The following is a 21,718-nucleotide window of genomic DNA, read 5'->3' on the forward strand; positions in this document are numbered from 1 at the left end:
GGGGCCGCGTCGCCTCGGCGACCGGTGGGCGAGATAACGATCCGGGAACGTGATGGAATAGGGCCATTGCGCGAGAGAATCAGGGGCACTGATGACCATCGTGGACAACGCGGTCTACGTCGACGGAGCGCGCGTGGACACTCCGCCGTCGCTCGACTGCACCTACCGCGCCCTGCGCGAGCACGGCGGCATGGCCTGGATCGGCCTGTATCGACCGGATGCCGCCGAGGTGGAGTCGCTCGCCGACGAATTCGGCCTGCATCATCTCGCCGTCGAGGACACGATCGCGGCTCATCAACGTCCCAAGCTCGAACGGTACGACCAGACCCTGTTCGTGGTGCTCCGGCCCGCCCGCTACCTCGACGACGTCGAGAAGGTCGAGTTCGGCGAGGTGCACCTGTTCGTCGGTCCCGATTTCGTGGTGACAATCCGGCACGCCGAATCCCCCGACCTCGCGCAGGTCCGGCACCGCCTCGAAGCCGACCCCGAACTGCTGAAACTGGGGCCGGAAGCCGTTCTGTACGCGATTCTCGACCAGATCGTCGACGACTACCTGCCCGTCGCGGCGGGCCTCGAGAACGACATCGACGAGATCGAGAACCAGGTCTTCACGGGTGATCCTGACGTCGCCAAGCGCATCTACGACCTGTCCGGCGAGGTCATCGACTTCCAGCGCGCCACCCATCCACTGGTGACGATCCTCGAGGCCCTCGAACGCGGGTCCGACAAGTACCGCGTCGACCTCGAACTCCAACGGCACCTGCGCGACGTCCTGGACCACACACTGCGGGTCGTCGAGCGCGCCGATTCGTTCCGCTCTCACCTACAGACTGCGCTGACCGTGCACGCCACGCTGGTCGCCCAGCAGCAGAACGAAGAGATGCGCCGGCTCACGCTGACCAGCCTGGCGCAGAACGAGGAGGTCAAGAAGATCTCCGCCTGGGCCGCAATCCTTTTCGCGCCGACCCTGGTCGGCACCGTGTACGGCATGAATTTCGCCGACATGCCCGAACTCGGGTGGCAGTTCGGCTATCCGATGGCCGTCCTGCTCATGGTCGCGACATCGGTGACCCTGTATCTCGTCTTCAAACGCCAGCGCTGGCTGTGAGATTCACCTTCCGGTGAGCGAGATCACATCTCGCTCGAATACCGAATGCGCACTTACAGTCCCGGAATGATCAAAGCCGTCGCTCTCCTCGCCCGTAAGTCCGGACTCACGCACGCCGAGTTCGTCGACTACTACGAGAACAACCACGCCAAGCTGATCCGCAGCCTGCTGCCGCAGATTCGGGAGTACCGCCGCAACTATCTCGACGTGGCATCGGGAATCGGCGCGGACGGCGCGCCCACTCCGGACTTCGACGTCATCAGCGAGTTCGTGTTCGACGACCGAGCCGCCTACGACGACATGCTCGCCACGCACGCGCGACCCGAGGTCGCCGCCGCAATCGAGGCGGACGAGGAGAACTTCCTCGACCGGTCACGCAACCGCATGTACATCGTCGACATCCGCGAGAGCTAACCGATCCGCAGCGGGTCCACCTGCACTCGAACGGGACCTGTCGACCGGCGGGCGCTCCGCACCGCACGCGCCTCGGCCAGCGCCTTGGCGAGCGCCCGCCCGTCGGCGCGGGGCACCCGAACGAGCATGCGCTCCACCTCTTCCGGTTCCGGTTCGTCGCTCGAGAACGGCAGTCGTTCACCGGGCGGCAGGGGCACCGGTCCCAGGACCTCCGCCGAATCGGGCAGCGCAGCCAGCTCGAGTATCTCGCCGATCGATGCCGCCGTGCCGTCGATCGCGGCAAGGTGCACGGCGGGCGGGAAACCGACCTCCGTCCGCTCCTCGAGCTGAGCGCGGGCGTGCCACACCGGATCCCAGCGCACCAGCGCCTGGACCGTGGGGATCCCGGAATCGGCGACAACCACCACCTGACCACCATCGCCGTGCGGACGGACGAGCGCCGACGCGGTCATCCATCGGCGCAGCGCCTCCTCCGCGGCCCGCAGATCCGCGCGGCCCAGCAACGCCCATCCGTCGAGCAACAGCGCCGCTCCGTATCCGCCGGGCATCACCGGTTCGGCGCCTACCGTCGACACGACCAGCTTGGGCCCCGGCTCGATCTCGGACTTGACGTCCGAGCCACCCGACGTGTGCACCGCGAACCCGGCGAAGGCTCTGCCCAACTCCTCGGCGGTGCGACCGGCACCCACGACGACCGCGCGCAGCGCGCGTGCACCGCACGCATTGCAGCGGTGGTTGGTGTCGGCGACTCCGCACCACTTGCACGTCGGGGAGCCTGCACCATCCGGCCCCGCGGCCGCCGGCAGCGACAGCGGGCCGTTGCACCGTCGACACCGCGCGGGTGCACGGCACTTCGCACACGCCAGCGAAGGAACGTAGCCACGGCGCGGAACCTGCACCAGCACACCGTTTCCTGCGGCCAGCGCCTGCCGGGCCGCGGCGAAGGCGATGCCCGGCAGACGAGCGGCGCGGGCACCGGGGTCGCGGGCGAGCGCGTGATCGCTGTCCGCGAGTGCGGTGATCATCGGTGTCCGGGACCGTACGACGTCTCGCCCCGCCACCAGGTCGTGCGCCCACCCCGAGTCCACGAGGGCCTCCGCCTCCGCCGTCCGTGCATGCCCGGCCAGGACCACGGCGCACCCCGTCGAGTGCGCGCGCAGCAGCGCGACCTCGCGCGCGTGCGGGTACGGCGATCGGGGCTCGGACAGGCTGCTGTCGCCGTCGTCCCACACCACCACCAGACCGAGGTCCGGTGTGGGCGCGAAGACCGATGCCCTGGTTCCGACGACGATCCGCGCCGTGCCCCGCAGGGCTGCGAGCCATCGGCGATAACGCGCGGACGGGCCGAGGCCGGCCGCCAACCCGACGACGTGATCGGCGCCGACGACGCTCTCGCATGCCGTGACCAGTCTGTCGAGGTCTCGCTGGTCAGGGACCACGAGGACCGCCCCCCGACCCGTCGCCGCCACGACACCCGCCAACTCACCCAATCGCAGCGCCCAGTCCTCACCGGGGAGTGCCTGCCACGCGGCGCGGGGACCACGTCCGGACTCGAGCGCCTCCAGGAAGTTGACGCCGTGGGTATACGCGGACCAGGCTTCCCGATCGACCTTCGCGACGTCCGGTGCCGGGCGTGGGGCCCACTCCTCCGACTCGACCTTGGCATGCCGGGGTGGGATCGCCAGACGCAGTACGTCGGTACGGGTCCCGGCGTAGCGGTGGGCCACCGCGTCGACCAGGTCCCGAACCTCCTCGGTGAGAACGGGTTCCGCCGAGACCACTCGGTCCAGCCACCCGAGCTTCCCGGGATGATCGCTCGACGGGGCCCGCTCGAGGATGAAACCGTCGACGAGACGCCCCGAGAACCGAACCCGCACGCGCACACCGGGCACGGCCTGATCGTCGAGGTCCGCCGGAACGAGGTAGTCGAACTCCCGGTCCAGGTGCGCAACAGGAAGCAGCGGCAGCACACGCGCCACAGGCGCGTGTGCTGCCGCTGTCTTGTCGGTGCCGGTCAGCGAACCGATCTCTCGGTCGCGATCAGAGGCCTGCGGCCGCGCGCAACTTCTCCGCGCGGTCGGTGCGCTCCCACGGCAGGTCCACGTCGGTGCGACCGAAGTGGCCGTACGCCGCGGTGTCCGAGTAGATCGGGCGCAGCAGGTCCAGGTCGCGGATGATCGCGCCGGGACGCAGGTCGAAGACCTCGCTGATGGCCTGCTGGATGGTGGCCACGTCCACCTTCTCGGTGCCGAACGCCTCGACGAACAGGCCGACGGGGGCGGCCTTGCCGATGGCGTAGGCCACCTGAACCTCGATGCGGTCGGCGAGACCGGCCGCAACGGCATTCTTGGCGACCCAGCGCATCGCGTAGGCGGCCGAGCGGTCCACCTTGGAGGGATCCTTGCCGGAGAACGCGCCGCCACCGTGGCGGGCCATGCCGCCGTAGGTGTCGACGATGATCTTGCGGCCGGTGAGCCCAGCGTCGCCCATGGGGCCGCCGAGCACGAACTTGCCCGTCGGGTTCACGAGCAGACGGACGTCGGCGGTGTCGAGCGGAATGGTGAGCTCGGACAGGACATGTCCGAGGACCTTCTCCCGCAGATCCGGGGTCAGCAGGTTGTCGAGGTCGATGTCGGCGGCGTGCTGCGTCGAGATGACAACCGTGTCGAGGCGGACCGGACGGTCGCCGTCGTACTCGATGGTGACCTGGGTCTTACCGTCCGGGCGCAGATACGGCAGCACACCGGTCTTGCGGACCTCGGTCAGACGACGCGACAGACGATGTGCGAGCGCGATCGGCAGCGGCATCAGTTCCGGGGTGTCGGTGCACGCGTAGCCGAACATCAGGCCCTGGTCGCCGGCGCCCTGACGATCGATCTCGTCGTCGGAGGCACCATCGACACGCGCCTCGTGCGAATGGTCGACGCCCTGTGCGATCTCGGGCGACTGCGCGCCGATCGCGATGTTGACACCACACGAGTTGCCGTCGAAACCCTTGGCGGAGGAGTCGTAGCCGATCTCGAGAACCTTGTCGCGCACGATCTTCGGAATGTCGACGTACGCGGACGTGGTGACCTCGCCGGCGACGTGAACCTGTCCGGTCGTCACCATGGTCTCGACCGCGACGCGGCTGCGCGGATCCTTCTCGAGCATCGCATCGAGGATGGAGTCACTGATCGCGTCACAGATCTTGTCCGGGTGACCTTCGGTCACGGACTCACTGGTGAATAGCCGCTTGCCGGACGTGCTCACAGATCTCCCTCTCGACGTTCTGCCGAATCCCGAGTCGCCGGACCCGTGTTGCCGGACTCCGGGAACTCGATACGACACCTGAGCTGATTTTCGTTTCGACTTCTATTCAATACCGCGGACGACCCTAGTGCCAGGAAGCCGTCCCCGGCGCCATCTGCTGGCGCAGTGTGTTACTCGAAGACCATCAGACCGGCGACCGCGTCGAGGACACGACTCGCCATCAGCGATTTCGATCCCGGCTCGATGGCCGACTCGGTGCCATCCGCACCGAGCAACCAGCCGTCGTTGTGGTCCACCTCGAACGCCTTGCCGTCTCCGACGGCATTGACGACGAGAAGGTCACAGCCCTTGCGGGCAAGTTTGGTGCGGGCATGATCGAGAACCCCGCCCGTCGCGTCACCGGTCTCGGCGGCGAACCCGACGATCGCGGTGGACGGCGCGATCGTGCCGTCTCGACGAGCCTGCACGAGACCCGCCAGGATGTCCTCGTTACGGACCAGCGGAATCGTATCCGGCTCGTCCGCCCCCTTCTTGATCTTGCTGGTGGCCACGGTCGCCGGGCGAAAGTCCGCGACGGCAGCAGACATGATCACGGCATCGGCGTCGATCACGTGCTTCATGACCGCCTCGCGCATCTGCTCGGCGGTACGTACGTGCACGACGTCGACGGCGGCCGGGTCCCCGAGCTCCGCGGTGGCCCCCGCGACGAGCGTCACCTGGGCGCCGCGCTGGGCGGCCAGGCGCGCGATCGCGTAGCCCTGCTTGCCGGAACTCCGATTGCCCAGGAACCGCACCGGGTCGAGCGGTTCACGCGTGCCGCCTGCGGACACGACGATGCGCCGCCCCTCGAGGTCCCGCGGCAGTGCCGCGGGCCGCTCGAGAAGCAGCGAGGCCAGCGTGAAGATCTCCTCGGGCTCGGGCATGCGGCCCGCGCCCGTGTCCTTGCCGGTGAGCCGGCCCGACGCGGGTTCTATGACGATGCTGCCGCGTTCACGCAGCGTCGCGACGTTCCAGACGGTCGCGGCGTGCTCCCACATCTCGGTGTGCATCGCGGGCGCGAACACCACGGGGCAACGCGCGGTGAGGAGCGTCGCGGTCAGCAGGTCGTCCGCGCGTCCTGCCACCGCGCGGGCCATGAGGTCCGCGGTGGCCGGCGCGATGACGACGAGATCTGCTTCCTGGCCGAGGCGGACATGAGCCACCTCCGGCACGTCCGCGAACACCCCGGTCTGAACCGGGTTGCCCGACAGCGCCTCGAAGGTCGCGCGGCCGACGAACTGGAGCGCAGCCTCGGTAGGGATCACCCGGACACTGTGACCGCTCTCCGTGAAACTCCGGACGAGGGCACAACTCTTGTAGGCGGCGATACCGCCGCCGACGCCGACGACGATCCGCTTCCGCGCCACCTGCGACCCGTCAGCCGCCGAATCGGGTTCCCGATCGGACACGGGCGTTGCTCCGCTCACTCGCCTTCGGTGTGCTCGAGCAGGTCGGAGTGGATCTCGCGCAGCGCGATCGACAGCGGCTTCTCCTGCAGACCCGGCTCGACGAGCGGGCCGACGTATTCGAGGATGCCGTCACCGAGCTGGTTGTAGTAGTCGTTGATCTGACGAGCGCGCTTGGCCGAGTAGATGACCAGGGCGTACTTGGACGACGTGCGCTCGAGCAACTCGTCGATCGGCGGGTTGGTGATGCCGAGCGGGGTGTCGTAGGCAGGCAGGGCGCCTGCAGTTTCGGACACTAGTGCTTCGGTGCTGCTCACTCGGTTTCTCCTGAACTGGACTGGTTAAGTGCCAAATCGAAATGCCGGAACTAGGGGCAACTGTACCTAGACCTGTCGCCCAGCCAGTAAGGATACCAACTCGTGGCAGGCCTGGCTGACGTCCTCGTTCACGATGACCGTGTCGAACTCGTCCTGCGCGGCCAGTTCGACCTTCGCGGTCTGGAGCCGCCGCTCGACGACGTCGGCAGGTTCGGTTCCGCGGCCCGTGAGGCGAGACACCAGCACATCCCAACTCGGGGGTGCCATGAAGGCCAGCACAGCCTCCGGCATGGCCGCCCGCACGGAGCGGGCGCCGACCAGATCGACCTCGAGGAGAACGGGCTTGCCCTCACTCAATGCCCGACGGACCGGCTCGGCCGGCGTGCCGGAGCGCTGCAGACCTCCGTGAATCTCCGCCCATTCGAGCAGTTCACCCGCCGCGATCATGCGGTCGAACTCCTCGCGCGTGACGAAGTGGTAGTCCTGGCCGTCGACCTCACCCGGACGCGGGTCGCGGGTGGTGGCCGAGACGCTGAAGACAACCTCGGGGAAACGCTCCCGCAGCAGCCGAACGACGCTGGACTTACCCACGGCCGAGGGGCCGGCCAGTACTACCAGCCGACCCCTCCGCACTGCGCTGTCTGCCTCGGACATCGCCGAGGCGGCACTGCTGCCTGACACGTTTTCTGCGTCAGAGATCACGTCTCTCGCTCAGGCCTCGAAATCGAAGCGCTGCAGCAGAGCCTTGCGCTGACGGTCGCCCAGGCCGCGCAAGCGGCGGGTCGGGGCGATCTCCAGCTCGGTCATGATCTCCTGAGCCTTGACCTTGCCAACCTTGGGCAGAGCCTCGAGCAGCGCCGAGACCTTCATCTTGCCGAGAATTTCGTTCTCTTCGGCATCCTTCAGGACCTGCTTCAGGTCGGTGCCGCCGCGCTTGAGGCGCTCCTTGAGCTCAGCCCGGGCCTTACGGGCGGCAGCCGCCTTCTCCAAAGCAGCAGCGCGCTGCTCATCGGTCAACTGGGGAAGGGCCACGGTTCCTCCGTCTCATCGTGTGCACATATGGTCTACAACCCCCGGATAACCAGGGGCGATAGCGACCGTACCCACGTGGAGCGTCGATTGCTAACCCACCCCCCGACGTAGACGCCCGATTCGGGTGGGATATGTGTTCATTCGACGGTGCGTTCGAATGGGACGTAACGCACCGGACGATTCGAACACGAATCCACGCGCCAACCTGGGCCCGAGCGCTATAACCCCAGGTCGTGGCCGCATTCCACGCCCTCGCGGCCCGGTCGGCTCACCGCGACGGCGTGGTGTGGCACACAGTTCGACCGCGGCCGGTCGTCGACTCGGAAAAATCCGGAAGAATTCGCGAAAGTCACGCGCCGTCGTCGCGTGTCGCACGGCTGTGCCATGCGGAATCGGCACCCCCACAACGACAAAAGCCGGACCCGGTGAGTCACCGGATCCGGCCTGTGCCGGTGTGTCACGGCGCGTGAGCGCCGTTTCAGGAGCGTCAGCCCTGAAGGAATGCGAAGGCCTCGACCGACCGCCCCACGGCCTCCTGCAGCGCCGTCACGGACGGCCCTGCCCGCAGCACCTCACGGGACACGCTGGGGACGACTGCGCGCAGGCTGGCACCCGCGAGACGGCGGACGTCGTCCGCGGTGCCGCCCTGATGCCCGACGCCCGGCATGAGGATCGGCCCGTGGAGTGCGCTCAGGTCGGGCGCGTCGGCCAGCGTTGCGCCGACAACGACGCCGACCGAGCCGAGGACGTCCGCACCGGCGTTGCGGGCGGCCGCTTCGTCGACCATCACCTGGCTGATCTTGCGGCCGTCGGCCGACGTCGACAGCTGGACCTGCGCACCCTCCGGGTTGGACGTCGCCGCGAGGACGAACAGTCCGCCGCCATTTCGCTCCGCCAACTCCAGCACGGGGTCGAGAGAGCCGAACCCGAGGTACGGGGACACCGTCACCGCATCGGACTCCAGCGGCGACCCCTCCCCCAGCCAGGCCCGCGCATACGCGTTCATCGTGGAGCCGATGTCGCCGCGCTTGGCGTCGGCCAGCACGAGTGTCCCGGCCTCCCGCAGCACCGTCACGGTCCGTTCCAGGACCGCCATGCCCCCCGAGCCGTACGCCTCGAAGAAGGCGACCTGCGGCTTGACGAGTGCCACCTGCCCGACGAAGGCCTCGACGCAGATCTCGCTGAACCGCTCGAGCCCCTCGACGCTGTCCGGCAGACCCCACGCCGCGAGCAACTCGGGGTGCGGATCCACGCCGACGCACAGCGAGCCGTGACGGCCCGTCGCCGCGTGGAGCCGCGCCCCGAACGACTGGCGAGCCGCCATCACTGCTGAGCCGGCTCGCGCAAGCGCGCGTGCAACTCCTGCAGCGACTGGACACCGATGTCACCGCGGATAGCGGCCTCGATGCCCTGCACGGCTGCGGATGCACCCTGCACGGTGGTGATGCACGGAACGCTCTTCGACACCGCCGCGCTGCGGATCTCGTAGCCGTCGACGCGCGGGCCGGAGTTGCCGTACGGGGTGTTGATCACCATGTCGACCTCTCCGTCCTTGATCTGGTCGACGATCGTGCGGGCACCCTCGGGCAGGGCCTCACCGGACTGCTTGTGCACCTCTTCGCACGTGATGCCGTTGCGACGCAGGACGTCGGCGGTGCCCTCGGTGGCCAGGATCCGGAAGCCCAGGTCGGCGAGCCGCTTGACCGGGAAGATCAGCGAGCGCTTGTCCTTGTTGGCGACCGAGACGAACACCGAGCCGCTGGTCGGCAGCGAGCCGTACGCGGCGGTCTGGCTCTTGGCGAACGCGGTACCGAAGTCCGCGTCGATGCCCATGACCTCGCCCGTCGACTTCATCTCGGGGCTCAGCAGCGTGTCGATGCCGGTGCCGTCGGCGCGACGGAACCGGTTGAACGGCAGCACCGCTTCCTTGACCGCGACCGGAGCGTTGATCGGCGCGTGACCGCCGTCGCCCTCCGCCGGGAGGATGCCGGTGGTCCGGAGTTCGGCGATGGTCTCACCCATCATGACCCGGGCACACGCCTTGGCCAGCTGCACCGCGGTCGCCTTCGAGACGAACGGCACGGTCCGGGATGCGCGCGGGTTGGCCTCGAGGACGTACAGGATGTCGTCCTTGAGCGCGTACTGCACGTTGAGCAACCCCTTGACGCCGATGCCCTTCGCGAGCGCCTCGGTGGATCGGCGCACGTTCTCGAGGTCGGCGCGGCCGAGAGTGATCGGCGGCAGTGCACACGCGGAGTCACCGGAGTGGATGCCGGCCTCCTCGATGTGCTCCATCACGCCGCCGAGGTACACCTCGGTGCCGTCGCACAGCGCGTCGACATCGATCTCCACCGCGTCCTCCAAGAAGCGGTCGACCAGCACCGGCCGGTCGTCGGAGATCTCGGTCGCGCGGGAGATGTAGTTCTCGAGCGACTGCTCGTCGTACACGATCTCCATGCCGCGTCCGCCCAGGACGTACGACGGGCGCACCAGCACCGGGTATCCGATACCGGACGCGATGTCGCGTGCGCCCTCGAACGTGGTGGCGGTGCCGAACTTCGGCGCGGGCAGGCCGGCCTCGGTGAGGACACGACCGAACTCACCGCGATCCTCGGCGAGGTCGATGGCCTCGGGGCTGGTGCCCACGATCGGCACACCGGCAGCCTTGAGGCGCTTCGCCAGCCCCAGCGGCGTCTGACCGCCGAGCTGGACGATGACCCCGGCCACCGTGCCGGACTGGCACTCGGCCCGGTACACCTCGAGCACGTCCTCGAAGGTCAGCGGCTCGAAGTACAGGCGGTCGGCGGTGTCGTAGTCGGTCGAGACGGTCTCGGGGTTGCAGTTGACCATGACGGTCTCGTAGCCGGCCTCGGACAGCGTCTGAGCAGCGTGCACGCACGAGTAGTCGAACTCGATGCCCTGACCGATACGGTTCGGGCCCGAGCCCAGGATCAGGACCTTGGGACGCTCGGTCTGCGGTGCCACCTCGGTCTCGGCCGCGGGATCGAGCTCGTAGGTCGAGTAGTGGTACGGCGTCTTCGCCTCGAACTCGGCGGCGCAGGTGTCGACGGTCTTGTAGACCGGGTGCACCTTCAGCTCGTCGCGCAGCGCGCGGACCGCGTCCTCACCCTCGGGGCTGTCGCCACCGAGTTCGGGGCGCAGCGACGCGATCTGACGATCCGACAGGCCGTGGTACTTGGCCTGGCGCAGCATCTGCTCGTCGAACTTCTTCGCGGCACGGATCTGCTCGCCCAGCTCGCAGATCTGCTGCATCTGGTCCAGGAACCACGGGTCGATAGCGGTCGCGTCGAACAGCTGCTCGATGGTGGCGCCCAGCGCGAACGCCTTCTCGATGCCGTACATGCGGCCGTCGTGCGGAACCTTCAGCTCCTCGAGCAGCGACTCCAGGTCGGTGGCCTCGACCGCGGGGCCCGTCCAGTAGCCGGCCCGCTTGGTCTCGAGCGAACGCATGACCTTGCCGAATGCCTCGGTGAAGTTGCGGCCGATCGACATGGCCTCGCCGACCGACTTCATCGTCGTGGTCAGGGTGCCGTCGGCGCCGGGGAACTTCTCGAACGCGAAGCGCGGAGCCTTGACGACGACGTAGTCGAGAGTCGGCTCGAAGCAGGCCGGAGTCTCGCCGGTGATGTCGTTGACGATCTCGTCGAGCGTGTAGCCGATGGCGAGCTTGGCTGCCATCTTCGCGATCGGGTAACCGGTCGCCTTCGACGCCAGAGCCGACGAGCGGGACACGCGCGGGTTCATCTCGATGACGACCAGGCGGCCGTCCGTCGGGTCCATCGCGAACTGGATGTTGCAGCCGCCGGTGTCGACGCCGACCTCGCGCAGGATGTCGATCGACAGGTCGCGCATCGCCTGGTACTCGCGGTCGGTGAGTGTCATGGCCGGGGCCACCGTCACCGAGTCGCCGGTGTGGACGCCGACCGGGTCGACGTTCTCGATGGAACACACGATCACGACGTTGTCGCGACCGTCGCGCATCAGCTCGAGCTCGTATTCCTTCCAACCGAGGATGGACTCCTCGATCAGGACGTTCGCGGTGGGTGAGGCAGCCAGGCCGCCGCCGGCGATGCGCTGGAGGTCCGCCTCGTCGTACGCCATGCCGGACCCGAGGCCACCCATCGTGAAGGACGGGCGGACCACCACGGGGTAGCCGAGCTCGGCAACCGTGGAGAAGACCTCTTCCATCGTGTAGCAGACGCGCGAGCGCGCCGACTCGCCACCGACCTTCTCGACGATGTCCTTGAACTTCTGGCGATCCTCGCCGCGCTGGATGGCATCGAAGTCGGCGCCGATCAGCTCGACGTCGTACTTCTCCAGGATGCCCTGTTCGTGGAGAGCGACCGCGGTGTTGAGCGCGGTCTGGCCGCCGAGTGTCGCCAGCACGGCGTCGATCTTGTGGCCCTTCTCCGCCTCACGCGCGATGACCTTCTCGACGAACTCGGCCGTGATCGGCTCGACGTACGTGGAGTCGGCGAACTCGGGGTCGGTCATGATCGTGGCCGGGTTGGAGTTCACCAGGGAGACGCGCAGGCCTTCCTCACGGAGAACCCGGCAGGCCTGGGTGCCCGAGTAGTCGAACTCGCAGGCCTGTCCGATGACGATCGGCCCGGAGCCGATCACCAGGATGTGCTCGAGATCTGTACGACGTGGCATTACTTCTTGACTCCCTCGAGCAGGTTGGCGAAACGGTCGAACAGGTACGCGGCGTCGTGCGGTCCCGCCGCGGCCTCGGGGTGGTACTGCACGGAGAACGCGGAATCGTCGAGCAGGCGGACGCCCTCGACGGCGCCGTCGTTGGCGCACGTGTGGCTCACCACGGCGCGGCCGAACGGCGTGTCGAACTCCTGCCCTGCCTCGCCCTCCAGCGCGAACCCGTGGTTCTGCGCGGTGATCGCGATGCGGCCGGTGCCGTGTTCGATGACCGGAATGTTGATGCCGCGGTGGCCGAACTTCATCTTGTAGGTGTTCAGCCCCAGGGCGCGGCCCAGGATCTGGTTACCGAAGCAGATGCCGAACAGCGGCAGCCCCTGTCCCAGCACCTCCTTCGTGAGGTGCACGGCGCCGTCGGCGGTGGCGGGGTCGCCCGGGCCGTTGGACAGGAAGACGCCGTCGGCCTTCAGATCCAGGATGTCGTGCAGCGTCGCGGTCGACGGCAGCACGTGCACCCGGATGCCCCGCTCGGCGAACATGCGCGGAGTGTTGGTCTTGATGCCGAGGTCGATGGCAGCCACGGTGAAGCGGGCCTCGCCACCGGTCGGCTCGACGATGTAGCCGTTGGGCGTGGACACCTCACCGGCCAGGTCGGCACCGAGCATCGTCGGCTGGCTCTTGACGCGCTCCAGCAGGATATCCACGTCCGCGAGTGCGGCACCCGAGAACACGCCGGCACGCATCGAGCCGCGGGTGCGCAGGTGGCGCACGAGGGCGCGGGTGTCGATCCCGGCGATGCCGACGATGTCCTGACGGACCAGTTCGTCCTGCAGGGAGCCGGTGGCACGCCAGCTGGACGTGCGGCGCGAGGGGTCGCGCACGACGTAGCCGGCCACCCAGATCTTGGACTCGGACGACTTACCGGTCGGCCCGACCGACTCGTTGTCCTCGTCGTTCCAGCCGGTGTTGCCGATCTGCGGTGCCGTCGACACCACGATCTGGCGGTGGTAGCTGGGGTCGGTCAGCGTCTCCTGGTAGCCGGTCATGCCGGTGCTGAAGACGGCCTCGCCGAGGGTCTGTCCCACGGCCCCGAAGGTGGTTCCGCGGAAGACCCTGCCGTCCTCGAGAACCAGAACCGCCGTAGTGGAATCAAAGTCGCTCATGCGTCTTCTCCGTTCTGCTCGACCTCACCAGAGCCCGCCGCATTCGCTGTGTCATCACTGTCTGTCTTGCGCACCCACTCGGGGTACACCGTCTTGTCGTCGCCACGGAATCCCGTGTCGATCTCGGTGCCGGTGGGCAGTTCCCACCGGATCACCAGGACTCCGTCTTTCGTCATGACCTTTCCGGCGAGTCCGCTCTCGGTGCGGATCGCGCGGATCGATCCCTCGGGGATCCAGATTGCCGAGGCGCCGTCGCGCTCGAGCAGGATTCCGCCCGTCCAGCGGCTGATCTCGCCGGTGGCGCGGTGGCCGATGTCACCGACGGCGATCCGGTCCTGCCAGCTGGGGGCGATGGTGCTGCCCACGTAGAGGCCGGTGCTCGGGGCGATCAGCTGCCTGCCGAGATCGGCGGGCACCTTCGGGAGCTCGCCGATGGTCTCGGCCTGCCGCCTGGCCCGGGCCTTCCAACCGCGATACATCAGGAAGACCGCGAAAGCCCAGATCGCGATACAGCCGACGACCCACAGAATGCGTTCCATCAGACCATCACTCCTCGAGCGCGAACCTTGCCGTCCCGCGCGGTGACGCGGCCGCGCAGCACCGTGGCCGTCACCTTCCCCGGAAGCGTCATCGCCTCGTACGGGGTGTTGTTCGCGACGCTGGCCAGTTCCGGTCCGTGGACCGTCCACTCCGTGTCCGGATCGACGAGCACGAGGTTGGCCGGCTCGCCCACCTCGATGGGGCGACCCTGGTCGTCGAGGCCGACGATCTCGGCGGGACGTTCACTCATCACGCGGGCGACGCCGCGCCAGTCGAGCAGACCGGGCCGGACCATCGTCGCCACGACGATCGACAACGCCGTCTCGAGTCCGAGCATGCCGGGGCGCGCCTGCGAGAACTCGCAGCACTTGTCCTGCTCGGCGTGCGGTGCGTGATCGGTGGCCACGCAGTCGATGGTCCCCTCGGCCAGCCCCTTGCGCAGGGCGGCGACGTCCGACGCCTCGCGCAACGGCGGGTTGACCTTGTTGACCGCGTCGTACGTCTCGAGACGCGAGTCGTCGAGCAGCAGGTGATGCGGGGTGACCTCGGCCGTGATGGAGATGCCCTGGCTGCGGGCCCACTTCACGAGCTCGACCGAACCGGCGGTGGACGCGTGGCAGATGTGCACACGCGCACCGGCGTCGCGGGCGAGCAGCGCGTCGCGGGCCACGATGGACTCCTCGGCCGCTCGCGGCCAGCCGGCCAGTCCGAGACGGGCCGCGGTCGGACCCTCGTGTGCGACGGCCCCCTCGGTGAGCCGAGGCTCCTCCGCGTGCTGCGCGATCAGCACCCCCAGCGACGCCGAGTACTCGAGCGCCCGACGCATGATCAGCGGGTCGGCGACGCAGTGACCGTCGTCGGAGAACATTTTCACGCGGCCGACGCCGGCAGCCATCGTCGCCATCTCGGCGAGTTGCCTGCCCGCGAGTCCGACGGTGACCGCACCCACCGGGTGCACGTCCACGAGGCCGACTTCCTGGCCACGGCGCCACACATGGTCGGTGATGACGGCCGAGTCGGCGACGGGGCTGGTGTTCGCCATCGCGAACACCGCTGTGTAGCCGCCCAGCGCCGCGGCGGCGGAACCGGAGTCGATCGTCTCGGTGTCCTCGCGGCCCGGCTCACGCAGGTGCGTGTGCATGTCGACGAAGCCCGGCAACAGGATCTGGCCCTGCCCGTCGATGACCTCGACGTCGTCGCCCGCGCTCAGGCCGACGCCGATCTCGAGGATCTGACCGTCGCCCAGGAGCAGATCGGTCGGCTCGCCCTCCCCGTACACCAGAACGTTCTTGATCAACACGTTCCCGCTCGCGGACATCTGCGGCGCCACCTTCTCGTTTCTCGTCTTTTCGCTATTTGTGTTCGGTCCGCTCACGCGACCTCTTCCGTTCCCACCAACAGCCGGAACAGCACTGCCATTCGGACGTGGACGCCGTTGGTCACCTGCTGCAGCACAGCCGTTTTCGGCGAGTCGGCGACCGACGACGCGATCTCCATGCCGCGCAGCATCGGACCGGGGTGCAGCACCACGGCGTGATCGGCCAGCAGGCCCAGCCGCTTCTCGTTGAGCCCGTACGTGATCGAGTACTCGCGCGGCGACGGGAAGAACCCGCCGTTCATTCGCTCGGCCTGCACCCGCAGCATCAGCACCGCGTCCAGCCCGGGGAGTTCGGCGTCGATCGAGTGCGACACCCGGACCGGCCACGTCTCGACCCCTGCCGGCAGCAGCGTGCGCGGCGCCACCAGGACGACCTCGGCACCGAGCATCGAGAGCAGCAGCGCATTCGAACGCGCCACGCGGCTGTGCAGGATGTCGCCGACGATCGCGATGCGGCGACCCTCGATGCCGCCCAGTCGCTGGCGCAGCGTCAGCGCATCGAGCAGGGCCTGCGTCGGATGCTCGTGGGTGCCGTCGCCGGCGTTGATGACGGCCGGGCCGCCGTCCTCCGCGGCACCGGTCCATGCTGCGATCTGGTGCGCCGCACCGGAAGCCGGATGCCGGACGATCAGGGCGTCGGCACCGGCCGCACGCAACGTCATCGCCGTGTCGCGCAGGGACTCGCCTTTCGACACCGACGAACTGGAGGCGCTGACGTTGATCACGTCGGCGCTCATCCACTTGCCGGCCACCTCGAACGACACGCGCGTGCGGGTGGAGTTCTCGAAGAAGACCGTCATCACGGTCCGCCCGCGCAGCGTCGGCAGCTTCTTGACCTCGCGTCCGAGCAGGGCCTGCTCGAAGCGCTCGGCCTCGTCGAGTAGCTCGGTCGCGGAGTCCCGGTTCAGGTCCGCGATGGAGAGCAGGTGCTTCACTTCTCGATCTCCTCTGCGTGCCCGCTCGACAGCACGACGCCGTCCTTGCCGTCGTGCTCGGCGAAGAGCACGGCGACGTCTTCGGTGCGTGCGGTGGGCACGTTCTTGCCTACGTAGTCCGCGCGGAGCGGCAGCTCGCGGTGGCCTCGGTCGACGAGCACCGCCAGCTGGACGGCGCGCGGTCGGCCGAGGTCGCGCAGCGCGTCGAGCGCGGAGCGGACCGTGCGGCCGGAGAAGAGGACGTCGTCGACGAGGACGACGAGCGCGTTGTCGACGCCACCCTCGGGGACGGACGTGCGCTCGAGCGGCCGGTGCGGCTTGGTGCGCAGATCGTCGCGGTAGAGCGTGATGTCGAGGGAGCCGACGGGCGGCCTGACACCCGCGAACTCCTCGATCTTGTCGGCGAGCCGAGCGGCGAGCGTCGTGCCGCGGGTGGGGATTCCGATCAGGACGACGCGAGGTGCAGAACCATCGGTGGCGTCGAGCGCGGTCTTCTCGATGATCTGGTGCGCGATGCGGGCGACGGTCCTACCGACATCGGCCGGGGACAACAGTTCGCGAGCGTTCGCGGGCGAGCCGGATGAGGGCCCTTCGGGCGTACGCATACAGCGACCTCCTTCTCCGCCTCTCTGGACGGATCGTTAAAGGATGTCTGACGCGGCTCAGCCTATCAGCGGCGGCAGCCGCGTCAGATTCCGGGTAGTCCGGGTCCAGGGCCGTTCGGACGACGCTGTGTCCACGGCCACAGGGACGACACTGCCGCCCACCCCGGGGCGGGAATGGGCGGCAGCGTCGTCACGTCAGGACTCGGTGTCTTCGGTGTTCTCGGTGTTGTCGATGTTCTCGATGCTCGGGCGCTGCGAGGTCGCAGCGGCAGCGGCGCGAACCTGGGGCGCCACCAGCACGACCTGGCCCAGCACACCGTTCACGAAGCCCGGCGAATCATCGGTGGACAGTTCCTTGGCAAGTTCGACGGCCTCGTCGACAGCCACCACCGGAGGAACGTCGGTGGCATGGAACAGCTCCCACACGGCAATCCGGAGGATCGCACGGTCCACCGCAGGCAGACGATCGAGCGTCCAGTCCTGCAGGTGGGACTCGATCACCTGGTCCAGCCGGTCCAGGTTCTCCGCGACACCCTGAACGACCGTCACCGTGTACGGGGCGACGGGCGCCACCGAATCGTCGCGGCCCGCGAGATCCGACCGGTCGTCCGCGAGGCGGACCGGATCGACGTCGCGTGCTTCGGCCTCGAACAGGAAATCGACGGCCCGCTTGCGGGCCTTGTGACGTGCTCCGAGTTTCTTATGCGTGCCCGACACTCAGGAATTCACGCGCCCGAGGTAGTTGCCGTCACGCGAGTCGACCTTGAGCTTGTCACCCGTATTGATGAACAGCGGAACCTGGATCTCGGCACCGGTCTCGAGCGTGGCCGGCTTGGTGCCACCCGTCGAGCGGTCGCCCTGCAGACCCGGATCGGTGTGCTTGACCTCGAGCTCGACCGTGACCGGGAGCTCGACGAACAGCGGCGCGTCCTCGTGCGTCGCGACCTGGACCCGCATGTTCTCGAGCAGGAAGCGCGCACCGTCACCGACGGTGGTCTCGTTGACCGGAATCTGGTCGTAGGTGTCGCCATCCATGAAGATGTAGTCGCTACCGTCGTGGTACAGGTAGGTCATGTCGCGACGATCGACCGTCGCGGTCTCGACCTTGACACCAGCGTTGAAGGTCTTGTCGACGGTCTTGCCGGACAGGACGTTCTTCATCTTGGTGCGCACGAAAGCGGGGCCCTTACCCGGCTTGACGTGCTGGAACTCGATGATCTGCCAGAGCTGGCCCTCGATCTTCAGCACGAGCCCGTTCTTGAAATCACTGGTGTCTGCCACTTAGTTCGCGTCTCCTTCAGACGATTGCGAAATCCTTGCTGGTGAGAGTGAGGAGTTCCGGCCCCTGCTCGCGAACGACGAGCGTGTCCTCGATCCTGACGCCACCGCGCCCGGAGAAGTACACACCCGGCTCGACGGTCACCACCGCACCGCAAAGCAGTGTACCGGTGCCGAGCTTGCCGATCCCGGGCGCTTCGTGGATCTCGAGGCCGACGCCGTGGCCGAGTCCGTGCAGGAACAGGTCGCCGTATCCTGCGGACTCGATCACCGACCGCGCCGACGCATCGACCGAACCGACCGGTACACCCGGGACCAGCGCCGCGCGACCGGCAGCCTGCGCCCGCGCGACCAGGTCGTAGAGGTCGCGTTGCCAGTCGTCCGCCGTCTCCAGGACGTACGTGCGCGTCATGTCGGAGTGGTAGCCGCCGATCTGGGCGCCGAAGTCCAGCTTCACGAAGTCGCCCGACCCGAGGACCGCCTCGGTGGGGCGGTGATGCGGAACCGCGGAATTGGGCCCGGCCGCAACGATGGTCTCGAACGAGATGCCGTCCGCACCCCGCTCGAACATCAGCCACTCCAGTTCGCGGGCCACCTCGCGCTCCGTGCGACCGGGGCGTAGTCCGCCTCGCTCGACCAGAGCGGCGAGCGCCTCGTCGGCGGCCGTGCAGGCACGACGCAGCAGGTCCACCTCGCCCTCGTCCTTGACCTCGCGCAACCGCTCGACGATCCCGGGCGCCCGCAGCAGCTCGATCCGCGGCGCGACCTCCTCCCACGCCGCGTGCTGGTCGAACGTGACGACGTGGCTCTCGAACCCGACCCGGCCGACGCCCCACGCCGTCACGAGTTCCAGCAGACCCGGCGCGCACGCCCTGGCGATCTCGGCGCGCAGATCGGGGACCTGCTCCCCCACCTGCACGAGGTATCGGCCGTCGGTGGCGATGACCGTCCGGTCCTCGGCTCCGGTGTCGTCGGCAGCCGAAACGATCAGCGCGGCATTCGATCCCGTGAACCCCGTGAGGTACCGGATGTTGAGCAGATCGGTGACGAGCAGCACATCGAGTTCACGTTCGCGCAGGATCTCGCGGAGCCGTGCCCGACGTGCGGCGGTCGACGTGGGCGCCTCATGGATCGACATGCACCGAAACTACCCCTCGGGGCAGCCGTGTCCGACACCTCTTCGGCCCGTTTGTGTGGGTTACGACACACGCCCGGAATCCTGCTGGTTACGCTGTGTCACATGAATGGGTGGGTCGTACGTGGTCTCGGTCTGGCATTGGTATACGTCGTGGTGCGCACGTTCCTCGGCGCCGCGGTGACGGAGTGGCCCCAGCAGGGCAGCATCCTGCGGTGGTTCTCGTTGATCGTCGTGATCCTCGCCGCGTTCCTGTGGGGCGCGCTCGACGGCATTCGCGACCGTCGTGCGAATCCGGATCCCGACGACTCGGCCGACCTGACGATGCGGTGGCTCGCGGCCGCCGCCGTCGCGGGTGTGCTCGCCGGAGCCCTCTCATGGCTGGTCGGCATGATCTTCGACATCGCGGTCGCCAACGGTTCGTTGTTCTTCGAGGTCACCTCGGGGGCGGCATTCACCATCCTGCTGATCTTCGTCCCGGCGACGATCGCCGTCGCACTGGGTCGCTTCCTGGTCGGACGCGAGTCGAATAACTCACGCGACGCGGTGGCGTACGAGCACGACGCGGATCTCGAGGTCGAAGAGAATGCGGCCGAGAACTACGCCGGTAGCGAGTGGTCGTCCGAGCACGGTCAGGTTCCGGCCGACGACTCCGCCACCGAGGTCTTCTCGCCGGTCGATCCGGACGGGCAGCACGGCGGGGCACATCGCGCGGACAAGTAGCGGAGACAGTCCACATACGGACGAGAGCGGGCCGGGGTGGTGATACCACCCCGGCCCGCTCTCGTCGGACGTCGATCAGTGAACGATCGTCAGCCTCGCTCGGCGAGGAATCTCAGCGCCAGCGCGTAGCCGGCGACTCCCAGGCCGACGATCGACCCGGTCGCGACGGCGCCCAGGTATGAGTGATGCCGGAACTCTTCGCGCGCATGGACGTTGGAGATGTGCAGTTCCACCAGTCCGGCGGTCAACTCTGCGCACGCATCCCGCAGGACGACGGACGTATGCGTCAATCCCCCGGCGTTGAGGATCACCGGTTCGCCCGCGTCGGCGGCGTCGTGGATCCAGCCCAGCAACTCACCTTCGCTGTCGCTCTGCCGGACGACGACCTCGATCCCGAGTTCCTTCGCGGTTCGCTCGCACAGTGCGACGAGGTCGTCGTGCGTGGTGGAGCCGTAGACCTCGGGCTGGCGCTTGCCGAGGCGACCCAGGTTGGGGCCGTTGACGACCTGAACCCTCACAGCAGCACCGACCCGCCACTGGGGCTCGCGTCCCGCGCGATCGCCCCGTACGCGGCGACGAGCAGCGACGGATCCGGTCCCTCGAGACGACCCGGCTTGGCGAGGCCGTCGAGCACGACGAAGCGCAGCAGCCCGGCGCGGTTCTTCTTGTCGGTCTGCATACCCTCGAGCAACTGCGAGAACGCGTCGCCGTCGTAACTGGTGGGCAGACCGACGAGCTCGAGGATCGACCGGTGCCGGTCGGCAGTGGCATCGTCGAGGCGGCCCGCGAGTCGACCCAGTTCGGCCGCGTACACCAGGCCGACCGCCACGGCGGCGCCGTGACGCCAGCGGTAGCGCTCGCGCCGCTCGATCGCGTGACCGAGTGTGTGTCCGTAGTTGAGAATCTCGCGCAGATTGGACTCGCGCAGGTCGGCAGCCACGACCTTGGCCTTGACCTCGACCGAGCGACGGATCAACTCGGGCAGGACCGTCCCGGCCGGATCCAGCGCAGCCGCGGGATCGGCCTCGATGAGGTCCAGGATGACCGGGTCGGCGATGAAGCCGGTCTTGATGACCTCGGCCATGCCCGCAACGATCTCGTTGCGCGGCACCGTCTCGAGTGTCGCCAGATCGATCAGCACCGCCGACGGCTCGTGGAACGAGCCGACGAGATTCTTGCCGGCCTCCGTGTTGATGCCGGTCTTGCCGCCGACCGCCGCATCGACCATCGCGAGCAGCGTCGTGGGCACGTGCACGATGCGCACACCGCGCATCCACGTCGCGGCCACGAAGCCGGCGAGGTCGGTGGCGGCTCCGCCACCGAGGCTCACGATCGCGTCGCTGCGAGTCAGGCCGATACGACCCAGGACCTCCCAGCAGAAGCCCGCGACCGCGAGGTCCTTACCTTCCTCTGCGTCCGGGATCTCGATGCGATGCGCATCGATCCCCTTCTCTGCCAGAGCCGCCCGCACCGCTTCCGCAGTCTCCGCGAGCGGCGGCTGGTGGAAGATCGCCACCGTGCGGGTGCCCGCGAGCTCATCGACGAGCTCACCGAGCAGACCCCGCCCGATGATCACCGGGTAGGGATCGGCCGTTGCCACCTCGACGCGTACCGGTTCCGTCACTTCTCTACTGCTCCGCTTCTGTGTCGTCTCGTGCAATGCCGTCTCGTGCAATGCCGTCTCGTGCAATGCCGTCTCGTGCAATGTCGTCCCTGGCC

Annotated in this window: 21 protein-coding genes; 3 read left to right on the forward strand and 18 right to left on the reverse strand. The window is 68.1% G+C overall.

Annotated features, from left to right (window positions below; all coding sequences use genetic code 11):
- Positions 1 to 91: 91 nt before the first annotated feature.
- Positions 92 to 1,108 (forward strand): magnesium and cobalt transport protein CorA, encoded by a 1,017-nt coding sequence (locus C8K36_RS14005; protein ID WP_107985206.1) that lies wholly within the window; start codon positions 92 to 94, stop codon positions 1,106 to 1,108.
- A 66-nt stretch (positions 1,109 to 1,174) separates the two neighbouring features.
- Positions 1,175 to 1,522, forward strand: a complete 348-nt coding sequence (locus C8K36_RS14010) for an EthD domain-containing protein (protein WP_107985091.1) — start codon at positions 1,175 to 1,177, stop codon at positions 1,520 to 1,522.
- On the opposite strand, the gene C8K36_RS14015 is transcribed toward C8K36_RS14010, so the two are convergent.
- From C8K36_RS14015 to C8K36_RS14090, 16 genes are all read right to left on the reverse strand, one after another.
- Complete coding sequence (locus tag C8K36_RS14015; protein WP_181319560.1) at positions 1,519 to 3,540, reverse strand: primosomal protein N'; 2,022 nt, start codon at positions 3,538 to 3,540, stop codon at positions 1,519 to 1,521. The genes C8K36_RS14010 and C8K36_RS14015 overlap by 4 nt on opposite strands.
- Positions 3,541 to 3,562: 22 nt before the next feature.
- Positions 3,563 to 4,774, reverse strand: a complete 1,212-nt coding sequence (metK, locus tag C8K36_RS14020; RefSeq protein ID WP_107985092.1) for a methionine adenosyltransferase — start codon at positions 4,772 to 4,774, stop codon at positions 3,563 to 3,565.
- 170 nt (positions 4,775 to 4,944) lie between these two features.
- A complete protein-coding gene (gene coaBC, locus C8K36_RS14025) occupies positions 4,945 to 6,222 on the reverse strand; it encodes a bifunctional phosphopantothenoylcysteine decarboxylase/phosphopantothenate--cysteine ligase CoaBC (RefSeq protein WP_107985093.1) in 1,278 nt (425 codons plus the stop codon).
- 14 nt (positions 6,223 to 6,236) lie between these two features.
- Positions 6,237 to 6,515: a DNA-directed RNA polymerase subunit omega gene (rpoZ, locus tag C8K36_RS14030; protein WP_107985094.1), complete on the reverse strand. Its 279-nt coding sequence runs from the start codon at positions 6,513 to 6,515 to the stop codon at positions 6,237 to 6,239.
- An 87-nt stretch (positions 6,516 to 6,602) separates the two neighbouring features.
- Positions 6,603 to 7,190: a guanylate kinase gene (gene gmk / locus C8K36_RS14035; RefSeq protein ID WP_107985208.1), complete on the reverse strand. Its 588-nt coding sequence runs from the start codon at positions 7,188 to 7,190 to the stop codon at positions 6,603 to 6,605.
- A 57-nt stretch (positions 7,191 to 7,247) separates the two neighbouring features.
- Positions 7,248 to 7,568: an integration host factor, actinobacterial type gene (gene mihF, locus C8K36_RS14040; protein WP_107985095.1), complete on the reverse strand. Its 321-nt coding sequence runs from the start codon at positions 7,566 to 7,568 to the stop codon at positions 7,248 to 7,250.
- Between the two features lie 487 nt (positions 7,569 to 8,055).
- Positions 8,056 to 8,892, reverse strand: a complete 837-nt coding sequence (gene pyrF, locus C8K36_RS14045) for an orotidine-5'-phosphate decarboxylase (RefSeq protein ID WP_107985096.1) — start codon at positions 8,890 to 8,892, stop codon at positions 8,056 to 8,058.
- Positions 8,892 to 12,245, reverse strand: coding sequence for a carbamoyl-phosphate synthase large subunit (carB, locus tag C8K36_RS14050; RefSeq protein WP_107985097.1), 3,354 nt, complete (start codon positions 12,243 to 12,245; stop codon positions 8,892 to 8,894). The genes pyrF and carB overlap by 1 nt, the downstream gene beginning before the upstream one ends.
- Entirely contained in the window at positions 12,245 to 13,405 is a 1,161-nt protein-coding gene (carA, locus tag C8K36_RS14055) for a glutamine-hydrolyzing carbamoyl-phosphate synthase small subunit (protein ID WP_107985098.1), read from the reverse strand. Before carA ends, carB begins: the two co-directional genes overlap by 1 nt.
- A complete protein-coding gene (locus tag C8K36_RS14060) occupies positions 13,402 to 13,944 on the reverse strand; it encodes a transporter (protein WP_107985099.1) in 543 nt (180 codons plus the stop codon). Before C8K36_RS14060 ends, carA begins: the two co-directional genes overlap by 4 nt.
- The gene (locus tag C8K36_RS14065; RefSeq protein WP_107985209.1) at positions 13,944 to 15,263 is read right to left on the reverse strand and encodes a dihydroorotase; all 1,320 of its coding nucleotides are present in this window, start codon (positions 15,261 to 15,263) and stop codon (positions 13,944 to 13,946) included. The genes C8K36_RS14060 and C8K36_RS14065 overlap by 1 nt, the downstream gene beginning before the upstream one ends.
- A gap of 53 nt (positions 15,264 to 15,316) precedes the next feature.
- Entirely contained in the window at positions 15,317 to 16,258 is a 942-nt protein-coding gene (locus C8K36_RS14070) for an aspartate carbamoyltransferase catalytic subunit (protein ID WP_107985100.1), read from the reverse strand.
- Positions 16,255 to 16,863, reverse strand: a complete 609-nt coding sequence (gene pyrR / locus C8K36_RS14075) for a bifunctional pyr operon transcriptional regulator/uracil phosphoribosyltransferase PyrR (RefSeq protein WP_107985101.1) — start codon at positions 16,861 to 16,863, stop codon at positions 16,255 to 16,257. Before pyrR ends, C8K36_RS14070 begins: the two co-directional genes overlap by 4 nt.
- A gap of 195 nt (positions 16,864 to 17,058) precedes the next feature.
- Positions 17,059 to 17,580 (reverse strand): transcription antitermination factor NusB, encoded by a 522-nt coding sequence (nusB, locus tag C8K36_RS14080; RefSeq protein ID WP_107985102.1) that lies wholly within the window; start codon positions 17,578 to 17,580, stop codon positions 17,059 to 17,061.
- Positions 17,581 to 18,144 (reverse strand): elongation factor P, encoded by a 564-nt coding sequence (gene efp / locus C8K36_RS14085; protein WP_107985103.1) that lies wholly within the window; start codon positions 18,142 to 18,144, stop codon positions 17,581 to 17,583.
- A gap of 16 nt (positions 18,145 to 18,160) precedes the next feature.
- Positions 18,161 to 19,279 carry a M24 family metallopeptidase gene (locus C8K36_RS14090; RefSeq protein ID WP_107985104.1) on the reverse strand — a complete coding sequence of 373 codons (1,119 nt, stop codon included), beginning with the start codon at positions 19,277 to 19,279 and terminating at the stop codon, positions 18,161 to 18,163.
- A 102-nt stretch (positions 19,280 to 19,381) separates the two neighbouring features.
- Between C8K36_RS14090 and C8K36_RS14095 the strand changes: the two genes are divergently transcribed.
- The gene (locus C8K36_RS14095; RefSeq protein ID WP_107985105.1) at positions 19,382 to 19,999 is read left to right on the forward strand and encodes a B-4DMT family transporter; all 618 of its coding nucleotides are present in this window, start codon (positions 19,382 to 19,384) and stop codon (positions 19,997 to 19,999) included.
- Between the two features lie 89 nt (positions 20,000 to 20,088).
- Here the strand turns inward: C8K36_RS14095 and aroQ are convergent, their stop codons facing one another.
- Positions 20,089 to 20,517, reverse strand: a complete 429-nt coding sequence (gene aroQ, locus C8K36_RS14100; RefSeq protein ID WP_107985106.1) for a type II 3-dehydroquinate dehydratase — start codon at positions 20,515 to 20,517, stop codon at positions 20,089 to 20,091.
- Positions 20,514 to 21,623, reverse strand: coding sequence for a 3-dehydroquinate synthase (gene aroB / locus C8K36_RS14105; protein WP_107985107.1), 1,110 nt, complete (start codon positions 21,621 to 21,623; stop codon positions 20,514 to 20,516). Before aroB ends, aroQ begins: the two co-directional genes overlap by 4 nt.
- Positions 21,624 to 21,718 lie beyond the last annotated feature (95 nt).

Origin of the sequence: Rhodococcus sp. OK519 (assembly GCF_003051005.1) — a bacterium.
Lineage (GTDB): Bacteria > Actinomycetota > Actinomycetes > Mycobacteriales > Mycobacteriaceae > Prescottella.